The following is a 14,505-nucleotide window of genomic DNA, read 5'->3' on the forward strand; positions in this document are numbered from 1 at the left end:
ATCAGCCTCCCATTTCTCTGTCACCGCTTCGCGCGTAAGCTGAGCGTCATACACAGAAAACGGAGCAGATATTCAAATGAGTAAGATCTTAATTATCGACGGCGGTAAAACCTTTGCCCACTCAAAAGGCGAACTGAACCACACTTTGACCGACATCGCCGCCAGCCAGCTGCGTGATATGGGCCATGAAGTTTCTGTCACCGTGGCGGACAGCGACTACGTGGTGGCTGACGAAGTACAAAAATATGTCGACAGCGATGTGATTATTTATCAGATGCCAGGCTGGTGGATGGGTGAACCCTGGACCGTTAAGCGCTACATTGATGAAGTCTTTACCGAAGGTCACGGTTCGCTGTACGCCAGTGATGGCCGCACCCGCTCTGACGCCGCCAAAAAATATGGTTCCGGCGGTCTGCTGCAGGGCAAAAAGTATATGCTGTCACTGACCTGGAATGCGCCACTGCAGGCGTTTACCGATCCGGAGCAGTTCTTTGAAGGCGTTGGCGTGGATGGGCTTTACCTGCACTTCCATAAAGCCAACCAGTTCCTGGGTATGGAAGCCCTGCCGACCTTTATCTGTAATGACGTGATCAAGCAGCCTGATGTACCGCGTGACATTGCGGCCTATCGCGCCCATCTGACGCGCGTTTTTGCCTGAGTCAGGCTGCCGTTAAGCTTTATCTCCCGCGAAAGAGGAATCCGCTAATGTTAACAGTCGTTGCTGAAATTTGTGTAAAACCCGGCCGCCGTCAGGCGGTGCTTGAGGCCGTGAAAGCGCTGATCCCGACCGTGCTGCAGGAAGAGGGATGCCACCAGTATGATGCGCTGCTGGACCATCAGGCACAGGTGCCGTGGAAACAGAACTCGCCGGACTCCATTTTTATGCTGGAACAGTGGGAAACGCTGCGTCATCTGGAGCAGCATCAGCAGATGCCGCACATGGATGCGCATCGCGCCATCATTAAAGATGATGTAGTGGATGTGAAAATCCTGGTGCTGGAACCCAGTGCCTGATGATTGCTGAAGCCCTGCCCCCTGTTCTGTAACCGGGCAGAGTCTGGCGATAAGCCTGAAGCAGGGTGCCTCTCGCAGCGATACATTAGCTCAACGCGCAGAGAGTATGGTCAGAAGAGGAAAGCGTCCCGCGCCAGAGACGGCGCGGGTCGAGCGTACCATGGATGGCGGTTGCTGGGCCTTTCGGATCTGACCCTGTTCCCTGCGCATGCACCCTCCCACAGCGAATCCAGCCAGACCTTATCAGCCTCCTCAAACCTCTGCCTCGTGGCAGGGGTTTTTTATGATGACATCAAAGCTTATAGCAGCTGGCGACGGTCGATCTCGGTGCGAAGAAAATCGAGAAAGCAGCCAATACGTGAGGAGAGCGTGGTGTTGCGATAGTAGACCGCGTGAACCGGCAGCCGCAGTTCGCGGGTTTCATCGGGCAATACCGGCACCAGCCGTCCGGCGGCGCAATCTTCCCGGCTGACAAAGTCGGAGAGGCGCGCAATGCCCTGCCCGGCCAGCACCAGCTGTCGGATGGTTTCGCCACTGGAGGCGGAGAGCGTTGGCTTGATCCGCATAAACTCGCCGTCGGGCTGCCAGACCGGCCAGACGTTGTGATTATCAAGATGACTGAAACCGATGATCTGATGCTGTTCAAGATCGGCGACAGTTTGCGGCGTGCCGGCTTTCGCCAGGTAGGCCGGGCTGGCCATCAGACGAATGGCACTGCTGCCCAGCATCCGCGCCCGCAGCGTGGAATCGCGCAGTTCGCCGATGCGAATGGCAATATCGGTTTGCTGCTCCAGCAGATCGATCAGAATATCGTCGGTATTGAGTTCCAGCTGAATCAGCGGATATTGCGCGCGAAACGCATCCACCAGCGGCACAATCACGTGCAGCATAAACGGGGTGGCGGCATTGACCCGCAGCCGTCCTGAAGGCATCTCGCGCCGCTGGGCAATCTGCTCTTCCGCCTGCTCTACCGACGCCAGAATCTGACGCGCATGCTCCAGAAATACCTGCCCTTCCTCTGTCAGTGCCAGCCGTCGGGTGGTGCGATGAAGCAGGGTGGTTTGCAGTTTGCTTTCCAGCCGACTTAAGGCGCGACTGATGCCTGAACTGGTCTGCGCCAGCTGGTCGGCTGCGGCGGTAATCGATCCGCTATCCACTACCGCGACCCAGGCACGTAACTCTTCCAGTGTAATTTTCACAATTGCTGCTGTCTCTGCTGTGTAGGCCTTCGCGGGCGGCTTGTTGCCCACCGGTCAGGATTGACGCGCGCCACCTGTAAAACAGGACGCTGGCGCGTCCTGTTTTTTTATACTTCGATGTCGGCCATGTCGCCTTTTTCCTGCAACCAGTTTCGCCGGTCTTCGGAACGTTTTTTCGCCAACAGCATATCCATCATACGTAACGTCTGGTCGACGTCTTCATCACTGATGGTCAGCTGCACCAGCCGGCGGGTATTGGGATCCAGAGTGGTTTCACGCAGCTGCAGCGGGTTCATCTCACCCAGCCCTTTAAAGCGCTGGACGTTAGGTTTGCCCTTTTTACGCTTCAGCTGCTCCAGCACGCCCTCTTTCTCATCTTCATCCAGCGCGTAGTAAACCTCTTTGCCCAGATCGATGCGGTAGAGCGGCGGCATCGCCACATAGACGTGACCGCCTTTAACCAGCGAACGGAAATGCTTCACAAACAGCGCGCAGAGTAAGGTCGCGATATGCAGACCATCGGAGTCCGCATCCGCCAGAATGCAGACTTTGCCGTAGCGCAGCTGCGAAAGATCTTCACTGTCGGGATCGATACCGATCGCCACGGAAATATCGTGCACTTCCTGCGAGGCCAGCACTTCATCCGAAGAGACTTCCCAGGTGTTAAGGATCTTACCTTTCAGCGGCATGATCGCCTGATATTCACGATCGCGCGCCTGCTTAGCCGATCCACCGGCTGAATCCCCTTCGACCAGGAACAGTTCGGTCTTATTCAGATCCTGCGCGGTACAGTCCGCCAGTTTGCCAGGCAACGCCGGGCCGCTGGTGAGCTTTTTACGCACCACTTTCTTCGCCGCGCGCAGGCGACGCTGGGCGCTGGAAATTGCCAGTTCGGCCAGCTGCTCAGCCGCCTGCACGTTCTGGTTGAGCCACAGGCTGAAGGCATCTTTTACCACGCCCGACACAAAGGCCGCGCACTGACGTGAAGAAAGGCGCTCTTTGGTTTGACCGGCAAACTGCGGATCCTGCATCTTCACTGACAGCACGTAGGCGCAGCGATCCCAGATATCTTCTGCGGAGAGTTTTACGCCGCGCGGCAGGATGTTGCGGTATTCACAGAATTCACGCATCGCATCCAGCAGGCCCTGACGCAGACCGTTAACGTGGGTACCGCCCTGCATAGTCGGGATCAGGTTAACGTAGCTTTCGGTGAGCAGTTCGCCGCCTTCCGGCAGCCACAACAGTGCCCAGTCGACCGCTTCAACGTCACCGGCAAAACTGCCGACGAACGGTTTTTCCGGCAGCGTTGGCAGCCCGTTAACCGCTTCGCACAGATAGTCAGTCAGGCCATCTTCGTAGCACCAGCGCTGCTCGGTGTTATTCAGCTTGTCTTTAAAGACGATTTCGACGCCCGGACAGAGCACCGCTTTGGCTTTCAGCAGGTGCGACAGGCGCGATACCGAGAAGCGCGGGCTGTCGAAGAAACTTTCATCCGGCCAGAAGTGCACGCGGGTGCCGGTATTGCGCTTAGCCACCGTGCCGGTGACCGTCAGTTCCTGCACCTTTTCGCCATTTTCAAAGGCGATGTCATACACTTCGCCATTACGGCGTACCGTGACTTCCACCCGTTTTGACAGGGCGTTCACCACCGAAATGCCGACGCCGTGCAGGCCGCCCGAGAACTGATAGTTTTTGTTGGAGAACTTGCCGCCTGCGTGCAGACGACAGAGGATCAGTTCCACCGCAGGCACGCCCTCTTCCGGGTGAATATCCACCGGCATGCCGCGACCATCATCAATAACTTCCAGTGATTGATCGGCGTGCAGAATCACTTCAACCCGCTTCGCGTGGCCGCCCAGCGCCTCATCGACGCTGTTATCAATCACTTCCTGACCCAAATGGTTGGGCCGCGTCGTGTCGGTGTACATGCCCGGGCGACGGCGAACAGGCTCAAGGCCAGTCAGGACCTCAATGGCATCCGCGTTATAGTTTGATTGACTCATCGTAAATGTCTGATTAGAAGGGTGAAATGGGGTGCGATTTCCGCATTACTCAGGGATGATTCAGACCGAGAAAGTCCAGAATCTGCGGGAAATGGCGCTCGAATCCAGTAAATGTATGGTTTCCGCCCTCTTCAACCGTATGGCGGCACGCGCTGTAATAGTCGAGCGCCTGACGGTAATCGAGAACTTCATCGCCGGTTTGTTGCAGCAGCCAGAGTAAATCGGGCGCTTCCAGCGGTTCAATCTGCATTACTTTCAGATCGTAAATGTGGCGTGACTCTAACACATATTGCTGGCCGGTGTAGGGATTCTGATTGTCGCCAAGGTAATCCGCCAGCAACTCAAAAGGCCGTACCGCAGGATTGACCACCACGGCGGGCAGCATAAAACATTGCGACAGCCAGGTGGCATAATAACCGCCGAGAGAAGAGCCAACCAGACCCAGAGTTTCACCGCTGCGGCTCAGCACTAACTCTTCCAGCATCGCGGCGGCATCGGCCGGAAAGGTTGGCAGCTGCGGCACGATCATCTCGATCGCCGGATGCGTTGCCTGTAGCCACTGACGGAACTGCGTCGCTTTCGCCGACTGGGGTGAACTGTTGAAACCGTGCAGATAAAGCAGCGCCGCCATCGGTCAGTATCCTTCAGAGTCTAAATCGGGACGGAAGATGTCGGTATCCAGACGGTTAACCTCGGTTTCAAGCTGACCGTCCGGGTGCAGGGTAAACCAGCGCCAGCCCGGTGCCACGGTATCAATCGCGAAGCTGGTGCAGTGCGGTTTGAACTGCACGCAGGTGGAAGGCGTGGCCAGGACCCGGCGGCCGTGCCACTCGACGTCCAGCTCCTGATGGATATGGCCACAGACCAGCGTTTTCGCCAGCGGAAACTGTTGCAGCACCGCATCCAGCTGATGCGAATTACGCAGGCTGTGCTGGTCAAGCCAGGTGCAGCCGGACGCCAGCGGATGGTGATGCAGCAACACCAGAGTGTGCCGTTGCGGATAGCGCGCCAGCGCATTTTCCAGCCACTCCAGCTGATAGTCGCTCAGCATGCCGTGCGGTACGCCGAACACCTGGCTGTCGAGCAGGACAATCTGCCACTGCTCGCCGATCAGCACCTGTTTGTGCGGATTAATGTGGGCGTCAGCTAAGGTATCGACCATTGCAGGCTGGAAATCGTGGTTGCCGGGCAGCCAGACGCAGGGTCTGGGCAAACGTGAAATACCCTCAGCAAAATGCTGATAGGCTTCAACAGAGTGGTCCTGGGCCAGATCGCCGGTGGCGATGATCAGGTCATAGTCCCGATGCTGCGCAATAATCGCATCCAGGACCGCCTTATAGCTCGACCAGGTGTTCACCCCAAGTAGCGATTCATGTTTTCCTGCGAACAGGTGGGTGTCCGTGATTTGCAGAATCCTGATTGCGGAACCGTTCGCTGCAGGAAGAGTTAGCAGGCTATCCAAAGCGTTTCCTTCGTCTCCACGCCATTTAACGCATTATACGCATCAGCAGACCGGAACTGCCATCGCGCCGTGCGCCAGGCAGTAGCGCAACCAGTCAGCGAGAAACTGGTTTATCTGATGTTTTTCATCACGCTGATGCAGTTTTTTATTAGGATAATCATAGCGCGCTTTGAAACGATAGATCTGTTGCGTTGAACACACTTCGGCGACCATCGCATCGTGATAGAGCCGCACCGACATTGAAGGCAGGCTCCAGTAGCTCACGGCGGGCGCCACCTGGCGGATCTCCACCAGCGTGGTGTAGCGCGTCGACTCCTGAATCGTCAACTGATAACGGGCGCCACTCACCTGATAGATCACCGATGCACCCGCTTGATCGTCGCGTGGCAGCAGGCGGCGTAACTGGGCGAAATTGGTTTCGCACAGCCGCATCATTTCGGGAAAGTCAGGGGTATAGCGCTGTTTCATTGTGGTATCCACTCTTCTCGTAGTTTCTCATGGTGCAGTGCCAGCCATTGCAAGGCGATGACAGACGCCGCATTATCAATAATCCCCTCTTCCACCCAGCGATAAGCCTGTTCGCGGCTCACCACATGGACAAGAATATCCTCATTCTCTTCCTCCAGACCATGGCATCCTGTTGCCTGGCTGGCATCCACTTCCCCAATCAGCACCGATAAACGTTCACTGGTACCGCCGGGGCTGGCCAGGTAATTAAGCATTGGCTTAATCCGTCCGACCTGTAATCCTGCTTCTTCAACCGCTTCGCGACGCACCACCTGCTCAACGGTTTCACCGGGATCGATAATGCCGGCCACCATCTCCAGCAGCCAGGGTGATGCACTGCTGTCATAGGCCGGGATGCGGATCTGTTCGATCAGCACCACTTCGTCGCGTAAGGGATCATAAGGTAGCAGCACGGCAGCATGTCCGCGCTCAAAAACTTCGCGCTGCACTTCGGCACTCATTTCGCCATTAAAACGGCGGTGACGGAAGCGATAGCGTACAACTGAAAAAAAACCATCGTAGACGGTTTCGCGTGCAATAATTTCTACATCGTTTTTTGTAAAAGTCACAGGGGATTTTTTTTCTTCCGACATCATCTGGTTCCTTATGCAGATTGGGGTGGAGCGAAAAAAGCCTGGCACAGTGCTCCATCTGAGTGGTTCTTTCTGAATTATTTACGTAAATTAGGGGAAGAAGGCACGTTCAGCCAACTTATCTCACAGTTGCCCTCTGCTAGAATCGGCGATAATTTTTTGGCTTACCCGGCAGCGCTACCACTGCAATTTGCTGCAACAAAAGGAATGCAAATGAAAAAACTGCTCCCATTTTTTATTGGGCTGAGCCTGGGCGGTTTCAGCTTCGCCAGCCAGGCCGAAGACCTGCTTCAGGTTTATCAACAAGCGCGTCTGAGCAACCCGGATCTGCGCAGCGCCGCTGCCGATCGCGATTCTGCCTTTGAGAAAATCAACGAAGCGCGTAGCCCATTATTACCGCAGCTCGGTCTGGGTGCGGATTACACCTATAACAACGGCTACCGTGACAGCAGCGGGCTTCATTCCAACACGACCAGCGGCACGCTGCAATTAACCCAGACAATTTTCGACATGTCGAAATGGCGCGCCCTGACCCTGCAGGAAAAAGCCGCCGGCATCCAGGACGTTACCTATCAGGTTGCGCAGCAGGATTTGATTCTGAACACCGCGACCGCTTACTTCAACGTACTGAAAGCGATTGATACCCTTTCTTACACCGAAGCGCAGAAACAGTCGATCTATCGCGAACTCGATCAAACCACCCAACGTTTTAACGTCGGCCTGGTGGCGATCACTGACGTGCAAAACGCCCGTGCGCAGTATGACAGCGTATTAGCTAACGAAGTCACCGCGCGCAACAATCTGGATAACGCGGTTGAATCACTGCGCCAGATTACCGGCATGGATTATCAGGCTCTGGCGTCGCTTAATATCGACCGCTTCAAAACCGATAAGCCGGATGCGGTCAGCGCCCTGCTCAAGCAGGCTGAAAGTCGTAATCTGACGTTGTTGTCTGCCCGTCTGAATCAGGATCTGGCACGTGAGCAGATTCGTTCAGCAGAAACCGGCCACATGCCGACGCTGGATCTGACTGCCTCAACCGGCATGTCTAACAGCAAATATGGCGGCAGCCGTGCTAACCAGAGCGCCGGTTCAACCGATTCGATTACCGGTTCTAACCAGGTTGGCCTGAGCTTCTCTCTGCCACTCTACAGCGGCGGCAGCGTGACCTCGCAGGTGAAACAGGCGCAGTATAATTTTGTCAGCGCCAGCGAGCAGCTGGAAAGTGCGCACCGCTCAGCGGTGCAGACCGTGCGCTCATCGTTTAACAACGTGAATGCATCGATCAGTACCATCAACGCCTACAAACAGGCGGTGGTCTCAGCGCAAAGCTCACTGGATGCGTCTGAAGCCGGTTATCAGGTCGGTACGCGTACCATCGTCGATGTGCTGGATGCGACCACCGCGCTGTATAACGCCAAGCAGCAGCTTTCTGATGCGCGCTACAGCTACCTGATCAACCAACTCAACATCAGCTATGCACTGGGAACGCTCAACGAGCAGAACCTGCAGGCGCTGAACAGCCAGCTGGGTAAAGAGATCCCAACCTCACCAGAAACGGTGGCACCGGAAAACGCACAGCAGACCGCGCGCGTGGATAATGGCCCGTCTGCCAACGGCTCTGCCGCCGCAGCACGCCCTGCGGCTCGCAATAGCAGCAGCAATCCTTTCGGTAACTGATGACGATGACGGGTCGCTTTGCGGCCCGTCTCTCTATCGAACGTATAGCTAAGTAAAGATCCCTACAGTATCAGGCCCTCAGCTTCAATTTTGACCCCTCATCCCCTATTCTATGCGCTACCTTTGGGCACAGGATAATCATAATGAAACGCACAAAATCTATTCGCTATGCCGCTTTTCGTAAGAGCTGGCAGGCACGCCATTTAACGCCCGTCGCGATCGCCGTTTCAGCGGTATTTATGCTGGCAGGCTGTGAACAAAACGATGAATCCGTTTCGATGTATCAGAACGCGGATGACTGTTCGAAAGCCAATCCAGGCCAGAGCGCACAGTGCACCACCGCGTTCAATGAAGCCAAAAAAGAGGCAGAACGCACCGCGCCTAAATATGCGACCCGCGAAGATTGCGTCGCCGAATTCGGCGAGAATCAGTGTCAGCAGACCCCGGCTCAGGCTGGCGTCGGCAGCACCAACAATGCGGAAGCGCAACAGAGCGGCGGCAGCTTCTGGATGCCACTGATGGCCGGTTACATGATGGGCCGGATGATGGGCGGCGGCGCAGGCTTCGCTCAGCAGCCGCTGTTTTCCCCCAAAACGCCTAACAGTCCGGCAAACGGTCAGTTTGTTGATGCGTCCGGTCGTAACTATGGTGCAGCCACCTCAGGTAAAACCATGAACGTGCCGAAGACGGCGCTGGCACCGAAGCCTGCCACCACCTCGACCATCACCCGTGGCGGCTTTGGCGAGACGGTAGCCAAACAGAACAGCATGCAGCGCAGCAGCGCTACCGGCACCTCCAGCCGTTCAATGGGAGGCTAACGCCCCGATGCAACGCATTGCCATTTCAGAACGCCCAGGCTGGCGGGAAAAAGCCACCGAGTTTGGTTTTCGTTTTCATACCATGCACGGCGAGCCGTACTGGTGTGAAGATGCTTACTACCAGTTTACGCTGGCACAAATAGAGCAGCTTGAGGATGTCACCGCTGAGCTGCATCAGATGTGCCTGCAGGTGGTCGACAAAGTCGTTAACGATGAAGCGTTGCTGACCAAATTCCGCATTCCCAAACATACCTGGGATTTTGTGCGTGATTCCTGGCACCAGCGTCAGCCTTCGCTCTATTCCCGTCTTGATCTCGCCTGGGATGGCAAAGGCGACGCCAAATTACTCGAGAACAACGCGGATACGCCGACCTCGCTGTATGAAGCGGCATTTTTCCAGTGGCTATGGCTGGAAGATCAGCTCAGCGCCGGGCAGTTGCCGACAGGCAGTGACCAGTTCAACAGTTTGCAGGAAAAGCTGATCGCGCGCTTTGCGGCGCTGCATCAGCAGCACGGTTTTAACTGGCTGCATTTCGCCTGCTGCCGCGATACTGACGAAGATCGCGGCACGGTGCAGTATCTGCAGGATTGCGCCACTGAAGCAGGCCTGCCGAGCGAATTTCTCTATATGGATGAAATTGGTCTGGGTGAAAAAGGTGAGTTTACCGACGTCCACGACCAGGTCATCAGCAACCTGTTTAAGCTCTATCCGTGGGAATTCATGCTGCGTGAGATGTTTTCCACCAAGCTGGGCGATGCCGGTGTACGCTGGCTGGAGCCAGCCTGGAAAAGCATTTTGTCGAACAAAGCGCTGCTGCCGATGCTGTGGCAGATGTTCCCGAATCATCCTAACCTGCTGCCCGCCTTCTTTGCCGAAGATGAGGTGCCGCCGATGGACAAATATGTGGTGAAGCCGCTGTTCTCCCGCGAAGGCGCTAATATCCGCATTGTTGAAAATGGTCAGGAGATTGCCCGCGTCGACGGCCCGTATGGCGAAGAGGGCATGATCGTCCAGCAGTTCCATCCGCTGCCAAAATTTGGCGACAGCTACACGCTGATCGGCAGCTGGCTGATTGACGATCAGCCAGCCGGTATTGGCCTGCGTGAGGATCGCGATCTGATCACTCAGGATCTTTCGCGCTTCTATCCGCACGCCTTCATCGGGTAACGCCCTGATAAACAGACCCGTTTCGGGTCTGTTTGCATTCAGCCGACCTGCACTGACAACATGCTGATCGCGCCCATCTCCATGCCGTCCACCGGAATCGTGATCGCTTCCCCCTTCTGACGTGCGCCCAGCACATACAACAGTGGCAGAAAATGTTCCGGCGTCGGGTTTGAGAGCGCAGCACCAGGATGCTGCATAAAGTTGACCAGCGGATGCAAAGCCGCGTCACTCTCTGCCGTCAGGTTGTCACGCACAAACTGCTCAAAACTGCTGGCCCACGGATAGACCTCATCGCCGCCGTCCCAGCGTACCTTTCTCAGGTTATGCACCACGTTACCACTGGCAACGATCATCACGCCCTGGTCACGCAGCGCCGCCAGCTTCTGGCCCAGTTCAAAATGCCAGGCCGGTGATTGGGTGCTGTCGATACTTAACTGCACCACCGGAATATCCGCCTGCGGATACATCTTGATCAAAACGCCCCACGAGCCGTGATCGAAGCCCCAGTCGTAATCCCGCTGTACCTGAATCGGTGCTAACAGAGTGACAAGTTGTTCAGCCAGTTCGGGCGATCCCGGCGCCGGATAGCGGGTATCAAACAGCGCCTGCGGAAAACCGCCAAAATCATGCAGCGTGCGGGGAGCTGCCATCGCCGTTACCGCAGTGCCACGCGTATACCAGTGGGCCGAGACTGCAATTATGGCGCGGGGCCGCGGCAGCGTATCGCCCGCGTGACGCCACGCGGTGGTATAGCGGTTTTCATCCAGGGCGTTCATCGGGCTGCCATGGCCCAAAAACAGCGCTGGCATACGTGACTGGCTCATAACGGATTCTCAGAATTGAATGTTTGATAGCCACTACGATACGCGCTTTACCCGCTATATCACGCGGATAAGCCTGATGAAGATGCTCAGAAAAATTGAATAAGATAGGCAACGAAGGGAATGATCGAACGGGGATAACGCCAGGCGAAGTCGGGCTGACGGCTCAGATTACCGTCCCCGAAGCGGACGTGCGAATTAACCACCGGTAAAACAGGCCGCGCTGGCCTGTTTTACCGCGTCAGCACGCTGATTAGCTGGCGTGACGCGTTTCGTGGCTGCGACGCCAGGCCACTAAATCCTCAATCGTCACCACCGGCATATTGTGCTGTCTGGCAAACGTAATGGCTTCCGGCGCATGGGCCATGGTGCCGTCATCGTTGGTCAGTTCACACAGTACCCCTGCCGGCTTGAAGCCCGCCAGAGTCACCAGGTCGATGGTCGCTTCGGTGTGGCCGCCACGGGTCAGCACACCGCCTTCGCGCGCACGCAGCGGGAAGACATGTCCAGGGCGATTGAGATCGCTGGGTTTGGCGTTATCAGCAATCGCGGCACGAATAGTGGTAATGCGATCCTGGGCAGAAACACCGGTGGTCACGCCTTCGGCTGCTTCAATCGTCACGGTAAAACCGGTGCCGTAGGAGCTGGTGTTGTTCTCCACCATCATCGGCAGATCTAACTGCTGACGACGCTCTTCGGTCAGGCACAGGCAGACAATGCCGCTGCCGTGGCGAATGGTCAGCGCCATCTGTTCAACGGTCATGGTTTCCGCGGCGAAGATCATATCGCCTTCGTTTTCACGATTCTCATCGTCGAGCACCATTACACCGCGTCCCTCACGAAGGGCGGCGATAGCACGTTCTACACGCTGTTCAGGCGTGCCAAATTCAGAAAGTAGCGTCTGATTCATGGTAATAAAAACCTTTAAATGTATGGGTTACCAGAATCAGGGCGAGCTTAGGAGTGACGTCAAAAAGACGTGGCAATAACGTGAAGCAGACACAATTGTCCGACAGATGTCGTTACCCTCTCCCATCCGGACTGTAACCGTCGGCCCCGGAATTACACCGGATCTGCTGACCTTCATAGCGAATTTTCATCATCATGAAGCGCTCGCGGGCTTTCAGCCAAGGCTGATTTACCGCCGGTGGGGAATTGCGCCCCGCCCTGAGAATAAGCGTTTTTACTATAGCGCCGTTTATCTGGAGCGGCAATCATCAATAGCGCAATTGCTTTTGCATTTCCTGCGTTGCCGATTTGAGGTTTATCCTTTTCATTTCTGGCATTACACTTAACCGTTATCAGGTTAGTAAAATGCTGACACAGCTCCCCGAAACCAGGAAATCATCATGATCGACACGAAAAAAATTGAACAACTTGCACGTCAGGTTCACGAAGCGATGCCGAAAGGGGTACGTGAGTTTGGTGATGATGTCGAAAAGAAAATTCGTCAGGTTCTTCAGGCGCAGCTGACGCGTATGGATCTGGTCAACCGTGAAGAGTTTGATGTGCAGACGCAGGTATTGCTGCGTACGCGGGAAAAACTGGCGGCGCTGGAACAGCGTCTGGCTCAGCTGGAAAGCCAGAGCGGCGCAACGCCGACAGCGCCGACAGCGCCAACCGCCAGCGCACCTGTTGCCACGGCAAACACCACAGCGGCGGGCGCAGCGACCTCTCCTGCCGCCTCACCCGCACCGTCAGTCATCACCACGCCGGATGTGGCCAAACCTGATACTGACAGCAACAGTTAATCACTGGTTTAGCGGGAGCACGCCTCCCGCTGACTACCGGTTTTAGCTGTCGCCGCGAATGGTTTTAATAATATTGGTGGTTGAGATGCCATCTTCAAAATTAAGCACCTGCACGTCCCCACCGTTGGCCCACACTTCTTTACTGCCGGCGATATCTTCCGGTTTGTAATCACCGCCTTTCACCAGCAGGTCCGGCAGAATGCTGGCGATCAGCCGCTGCGGCGTATCCTCTTCAAACACCACTACCCAATCAACCGCTTCCAGCGCACCGAGTACGATCATGCGATTTTCCTGCGGATTTACCGGGCGGCTCGGGCCTTTCAGCCGTTTGGTCGATGCATCGCTGTTCACGGCCACGATCAGGCGATCGCCCAGCTTACGCGCATTGGCCAGATAAGAGACGTGGCCGGCATGCAAAATGTCGAAAACACCGTTGGTCATCACCACCTTTTCGCCGCGCCGACGCGCCATCTCCACTGCGGCTTTCAGTTCCGCTTCGGTCATGATGCCGAAGCCCTGCTCCGGACGGGCATGAATCGCATTTTCCAGCTCAACGGTGCTGACGGTGGAGGTCCCAAGTTTACCCACCACCACGCCAGCGGCGGCATTGGCGAGGAAACAGGCCTCTTCCAGCGAGTCACCTGCCGCTAACGCCGCAGCCAGCACGCCGATAACCGTGTCGCCCGCACCCGTCACGTCATAAACTTCCTGGGCCTGAGTCGGCAGATGCAACGGCGCTTTGCCGGGTTGTAGCAGCGTCATGCCATTTTCTGAACGGGTCACCAGCAGCGCGGAGAGATCGAAATCGGCGATCAGCTGCATACCGCGCGCCACGATCTCCTCTTCGTTTTTACACTTACCGACCACCGCTTCGAATTCAGACAGATTAGGTGTCAGCAGCGTTGCGCCACGGTAGCGGGCAAAGTCGGTGCCTTTCGGATCGATCAGCACCGGGACGTTTGCTTCGCGCGCCAGGGCGATCATGGTCTGCACGCTGCAGAGCGCGCCTTTGGCGTAGTCAGACAGCACCAGTGCGCCCGCAGCCGCCAGCGAAGCACGCATTTTCTGGTGGATCGGTTCCGGATCGACCTGCTCGAATCCCTCTTCAAAGTCGAGGCGAATCAGCTGCTGATTACGTGACAGCACGCGCAGCTTGGTGATGGTCGGATGGCTTTTCACCGCCACGAAATCGCACTGTACGTTGACGTCTTTCAGCGTGTTACTCAACACGCGCGCCGCATCATCTTCACCGGTCAGGCCAATCAGCCGTGAGGCGGCACCGAGTGCTGCAATGTTCATCGCCACGTTTGCTGCGCCGCCAGGACGCTCCTCAACGGTGTCCACTTTCACCACCGGAACCGGCGCTTCAGGGGAGATACGGCTGGTAGGGCCATACCAGTAACGATCCAACATCACATCGCCAACGACCAGCACTGAGGCTTGGCCGAACGCGGGCAGAGTAACTTTCATTCCAGACACTCCAGACTGC

At 56.2% G+C, this 14,505-nt stretch carries 15 protein-coding genes and 1 riboswitch; of the genes, 6 read left to right on the top strand and 9 right to left on the bottom strand.

Translation table 11 applies throughout. The features are described from left to right. Positions 1 to 76: 76 nt before the first annotated feature. Both AC6I8I_RS16490 and AC6I8I_RS16495 read left to right on the top strand, forming a co-directional pair. A complete protein-coding gene (locus AC6I8I_RS16490; RefSeq protein ID WP_497828087.1) occupies positions 77 to 658 on the top strand; it encodes an NAD(P)H-dependent oxidoreductase in 582 nt (193 codons plus the stop codon). 47 nt (positions 659 to 705) lie between these two features. Next, positions 706 to 1,014, top strand: coding sequence for a putative quinol monooxygenase (locus AC6I8I_RS16495; protein ID WP_312053102.1), 309 nt, complete (start codon positions 706 to 708; stop codon positions 1,012 to 1,014). A gap of 299 nt (positions 1,015 to 1,313) precedes the next feature. Here the strand turns inward: AC6I8I_RS16495 and AC6I8I_RS16500 are convergent, their stop codons facing one another. The 6 genes from AC6I8I_RS16500 to nudF form a co-directional block, all read right to left on the bottom strand. Then, positions 1,314 to 2,213 (bottom strand): LysR substrate-binding domain-containing protein, encoded by a 900-nt coding sequence (locus AC6I8I_RS16500; protein WP_497828088.1) that lies wholly within the window; start codon positions 2,211 to 2,213, stop codon positions 1,314 to 1,316. Positions 2,214 to 2,320: 107 nt separating this feature from the next. Next, on the bottom strand, positions 2,321 to 4,216 hold the full coding sequence (gene parE, locus AC6I8I_RS16505; protein WP_031376511.1) for a DNA topoisomerase IV subunit B: 1,896 nt from the start codon (positions 4,214 to 4,216) through the stop codon (positions 2,321 to 2,323). A 49-nt stretch (positions 4,217 to 4,265) separates the two neighbouring features. After that, positions 4,266 to 4,847, bottom strand: coding sequence for an esterase YqiA (gene yqiA / locus AC6I8I_RS16510; RefSeq protein ID WP_312053106.1), 582 nt, complete (start codon positions 4,845 to 4,847; stop codon positions 4,266 to 4,268). Between the two features lie 3 nt (positions 4,848 to 4,850). Next, on the bottom strand, positions 4,851 to 5,678 hold the full coding sequence (cpdA, locus tag AC6I8I_RS16515) for a 3',5'-cyclic-AMP phosphodiesterase (RefSeq protein WP_312053108.1): 828 nt from the start codon (positions 5,676 to 5,678) through the stop codon (positions 4,851 to 4,853). A 42-nt stretch (positions 5,679 to 5,720) separates the two neighbouring features. Beyond that, positions 5,721 to 6,146, bottom strand: a complete 426-nt coding sequence (locus AC6I8I_RS16520; RefSeq protein ID WP_312053110.1) for a DUF1249 family protein — start codon at positions 6,144 to 6,146, stop codon at positions 5,721 to 5,723. Further along, positions 6,143 to 6,778 carry an ADP-ribose diphosphatase gene (nudF, locus tag AC6I8I_RS16525; protein ID WP_031376507.1) on the bottom strand — a complete coding sequence of 212 codons (636 nt, stop codon included), beginning with the start codon at positions 6,776 to 6,778 and terminating at the stop codon, positions 6,143 to 6,145. The genes AC6I8I_RS16520 and nudF overlap by 4 nt, the downstream gene beginning before the upstream one ends. 213 nt (positions 6,779 to 6,991) lie before the next feature. Here nudF and tolC point away from each other — a divergent pair, with 213 nt between their 5' ends. From tolC to AC6I8I_RS16540, 3 genes are all read left to right on the top strand, one after another. Then, positions 6,992 to 8,458: an outer membrane channel protein TolC gene (gene tolC / locus AC6I8I_RS16530; protein WP_312053111.1), complete on the top strand. Its 1,467-nt coding sequence runs from the start codon at positions 6,992 to 6,994 to the stop codon at positions 8,456 to 8,458. 143 nt (positions 8,459 to 8,601) lie between these two features. Further along, positions 8,602 to 9,276 carry a DUF1190 family protein gene (locus AC6I8I_RS16535; RefSeq protein ID WP_312053113.1) on the top strand — a complete coding sequence of 225 codons (675 nt, stop codon included), beginning with the start codon at positions 8,602 to 8,604 and terminating at the stop codon, positions 9,274 to 9,276. A gap of 7 nt (positions 9,277 to 9,283) precedes the next feature. Further along, positions 9,284 to 10,444 carry a glutathionylspermidine synthase family protein gene (locus AC6I8I_RS16540; RefSeq protein WP_312053115.1) on the top strand — a complete coding sequence of 387 codons (1,161 nt, stop codon included), beginning with the start codon at positions 9,284 to 9,286 and terminating at the stop codon, positions 10,442 to 10,444. 38 nt (positions 10,445 to 10,482) lie between these two features. Here the strand turns inward: AC6I8I_RS16540 and ygiD are convergent, their stop codons facing one another. Both ygiD and ribB read right to left on the bottom strand, forming a co-directional pair. Beyond that, positions 10,483 to 11,268: a 4,5-DOPA-extradiol-dioxygenase gene (gene ygiD / locus AC6I8I_RS16545; protein ID WP_312053117.1), complete on the bottom strand. Its 786-nt coding sequence runs from the start codon at positions 11,266 to 11,268 to the stop codon at positions 10,483 to 10,485. A 250-nt stretch (positions 11,269 to 11,518) separates the two neighbouring features. Next, positions 11,519 to 12,175, bottom strand: a complete 657-nt coding sequence (ribB, locus tag AC6I8I_RS16550) for a 3,4-dihydroxy-2-butanone-4-phosphate synthase (protein WP_046289251.1) — start codon at positions 12,173 to 12,175, stop codon at positions 11,519 to 11,521. A 110-nt stretch (positions 12,176 to 12,285) separates the two neighbouring features. Further along, a riboswitch (FMN riboswitch) is annotated at positions 12,286 to 12,444 on the bottom strand. A gap of 170 nt (positions 12,445 to 12,614) precedes the next feature. Between ribB and ubiK the strand changes: the two genes are divergently transcribed. Further along, entirely contained in the window at positions 12,615 to 13,016 is a 402-nt protein-coding gene (gene ubiK, locus AC6I8I_RS16555) for a ubiquinone biosynthesis accessory factor UbiK (RefSeq protein WP_312053120.1), read from the top strand. A 42-nt stretch (positions 13,017 to 13,058) separates the two neighbouring features. Here ubiK and hldE read toward each other — a convergent pair whose 3' ends face one another. Beyond that, a complete protein-coding gene (gene hldE / locus AC6I8I_RS16560) occupies positions 13,059 to 14,486 on the bottom strand; it encodes a bifunctional D-glycero-beta-D-manno-heptose-7-phosphate kinase/D-glycero-beta-D-manno-heptose 1-phosphate adenylyltransferase HldE (protein ID WP_312053122.1) in 1,428 nt (475 codons plus the stop codon). Between the last annotated feature and the right edge of the window lie 19 nt (positions 14,487 to 14,505).

It is taken from the genome of Pantoea sp. X-Soil-YNGN-775 (assembly GCF_059730575.1).

Excerpts from the sequence above, each read along its gene's own strand:
- AC6I8I_RS16490 (WP_497828087.1), top strand. The coding sequence starts at position 77 with ATGAGTAAGATCTTAATTATCGACGGCGGTAAAACCTTTGCCCACTCA.
- AC6I8I_RS16495 (WP_312053102.1), top strand. The coding sequence starts at position 706 with ATGTTAACAGTCGTTGCTGAAATTTGTGTAAAACCCGGCCGCCGTCAG.
- parE (WP_031376511.1), bottom strand. The coding sequence starts at position 4,216 with ATGAGTCAATCAAACTATAACGCGGATGCCATTGAGGTCCTGACTGGC.
- yqiA (WP_312053106.1), bottom strand. The coding sequence starts at position 4,847 with ATGGCGGCGCTGCTTTATCTGCACGGTTTCAACAGTTCACCCCAGTCG.
- AC6I8I_RS16520 (WP_312053110.1), bottom strand. The coding sequence starts at position 6,146 with ATGAAACAGCGCTATACCCCTGACTTTCCCGAAATGATGCGGCTGTGC.
- nudF (WP_031376507.1), bottom strand. The coding sequence starts at position 6,778 with ATGTCGGAAGAAAAAAAATCCCCTGTGACTTTTACAAAAAACGATGTA.
- tolC (WP_312053111.1), top strand. The coding sequence starts at position 6,992 with ATGAAAAAACTGCTCCCATTTTTTATTGGGCTGAGCCTGGGCGGTTTC.
- AC6I8I_RS16535 (WP_312053113.1), top strand. The coding sequence starts at position 8,602 with ATGAAACGCACAAAATCTATTCGCTATGCCGCTTTTCGTAAGAGCTGG.
- AC6I8I_RS16540 (WP_312053115.1), top strand. The coding sequence starts at position 9,284 with ATGCAACGCATTGCCATTTCAGAACGCCCAGGCTGGCGGGAAAAAGCC.
- ygiD (WP_312053117.1), bottom strand. The coding sequence starts at position 11,268 with ATGAGCCAGTCACGTATGCCAGCGCTGTTTTTGGGCCATGGCAGCCCG.
- ribB (WP_046289251.1), bottom strand. The coding sequence starts at position 12,175 with ATGAATCAGACGCTACTTTCTGAATTTGGCACGCCTGAACAGCGTGTA.
- ubiK (WP_312053120.1), top strand. The coding sequence starts at position 12,615 with ATGATCGACACGAAAAAAATTGAACAACTTGCACGTCAGGTTCACGAA.
- hldE (WP_312053122.1), bottom strand. The coding sequence starts at position 14,486 with ATGAAAGTTACTCTGCCCGCGTTCGGCCAAGCCTCAGTGCTGGTCGTT.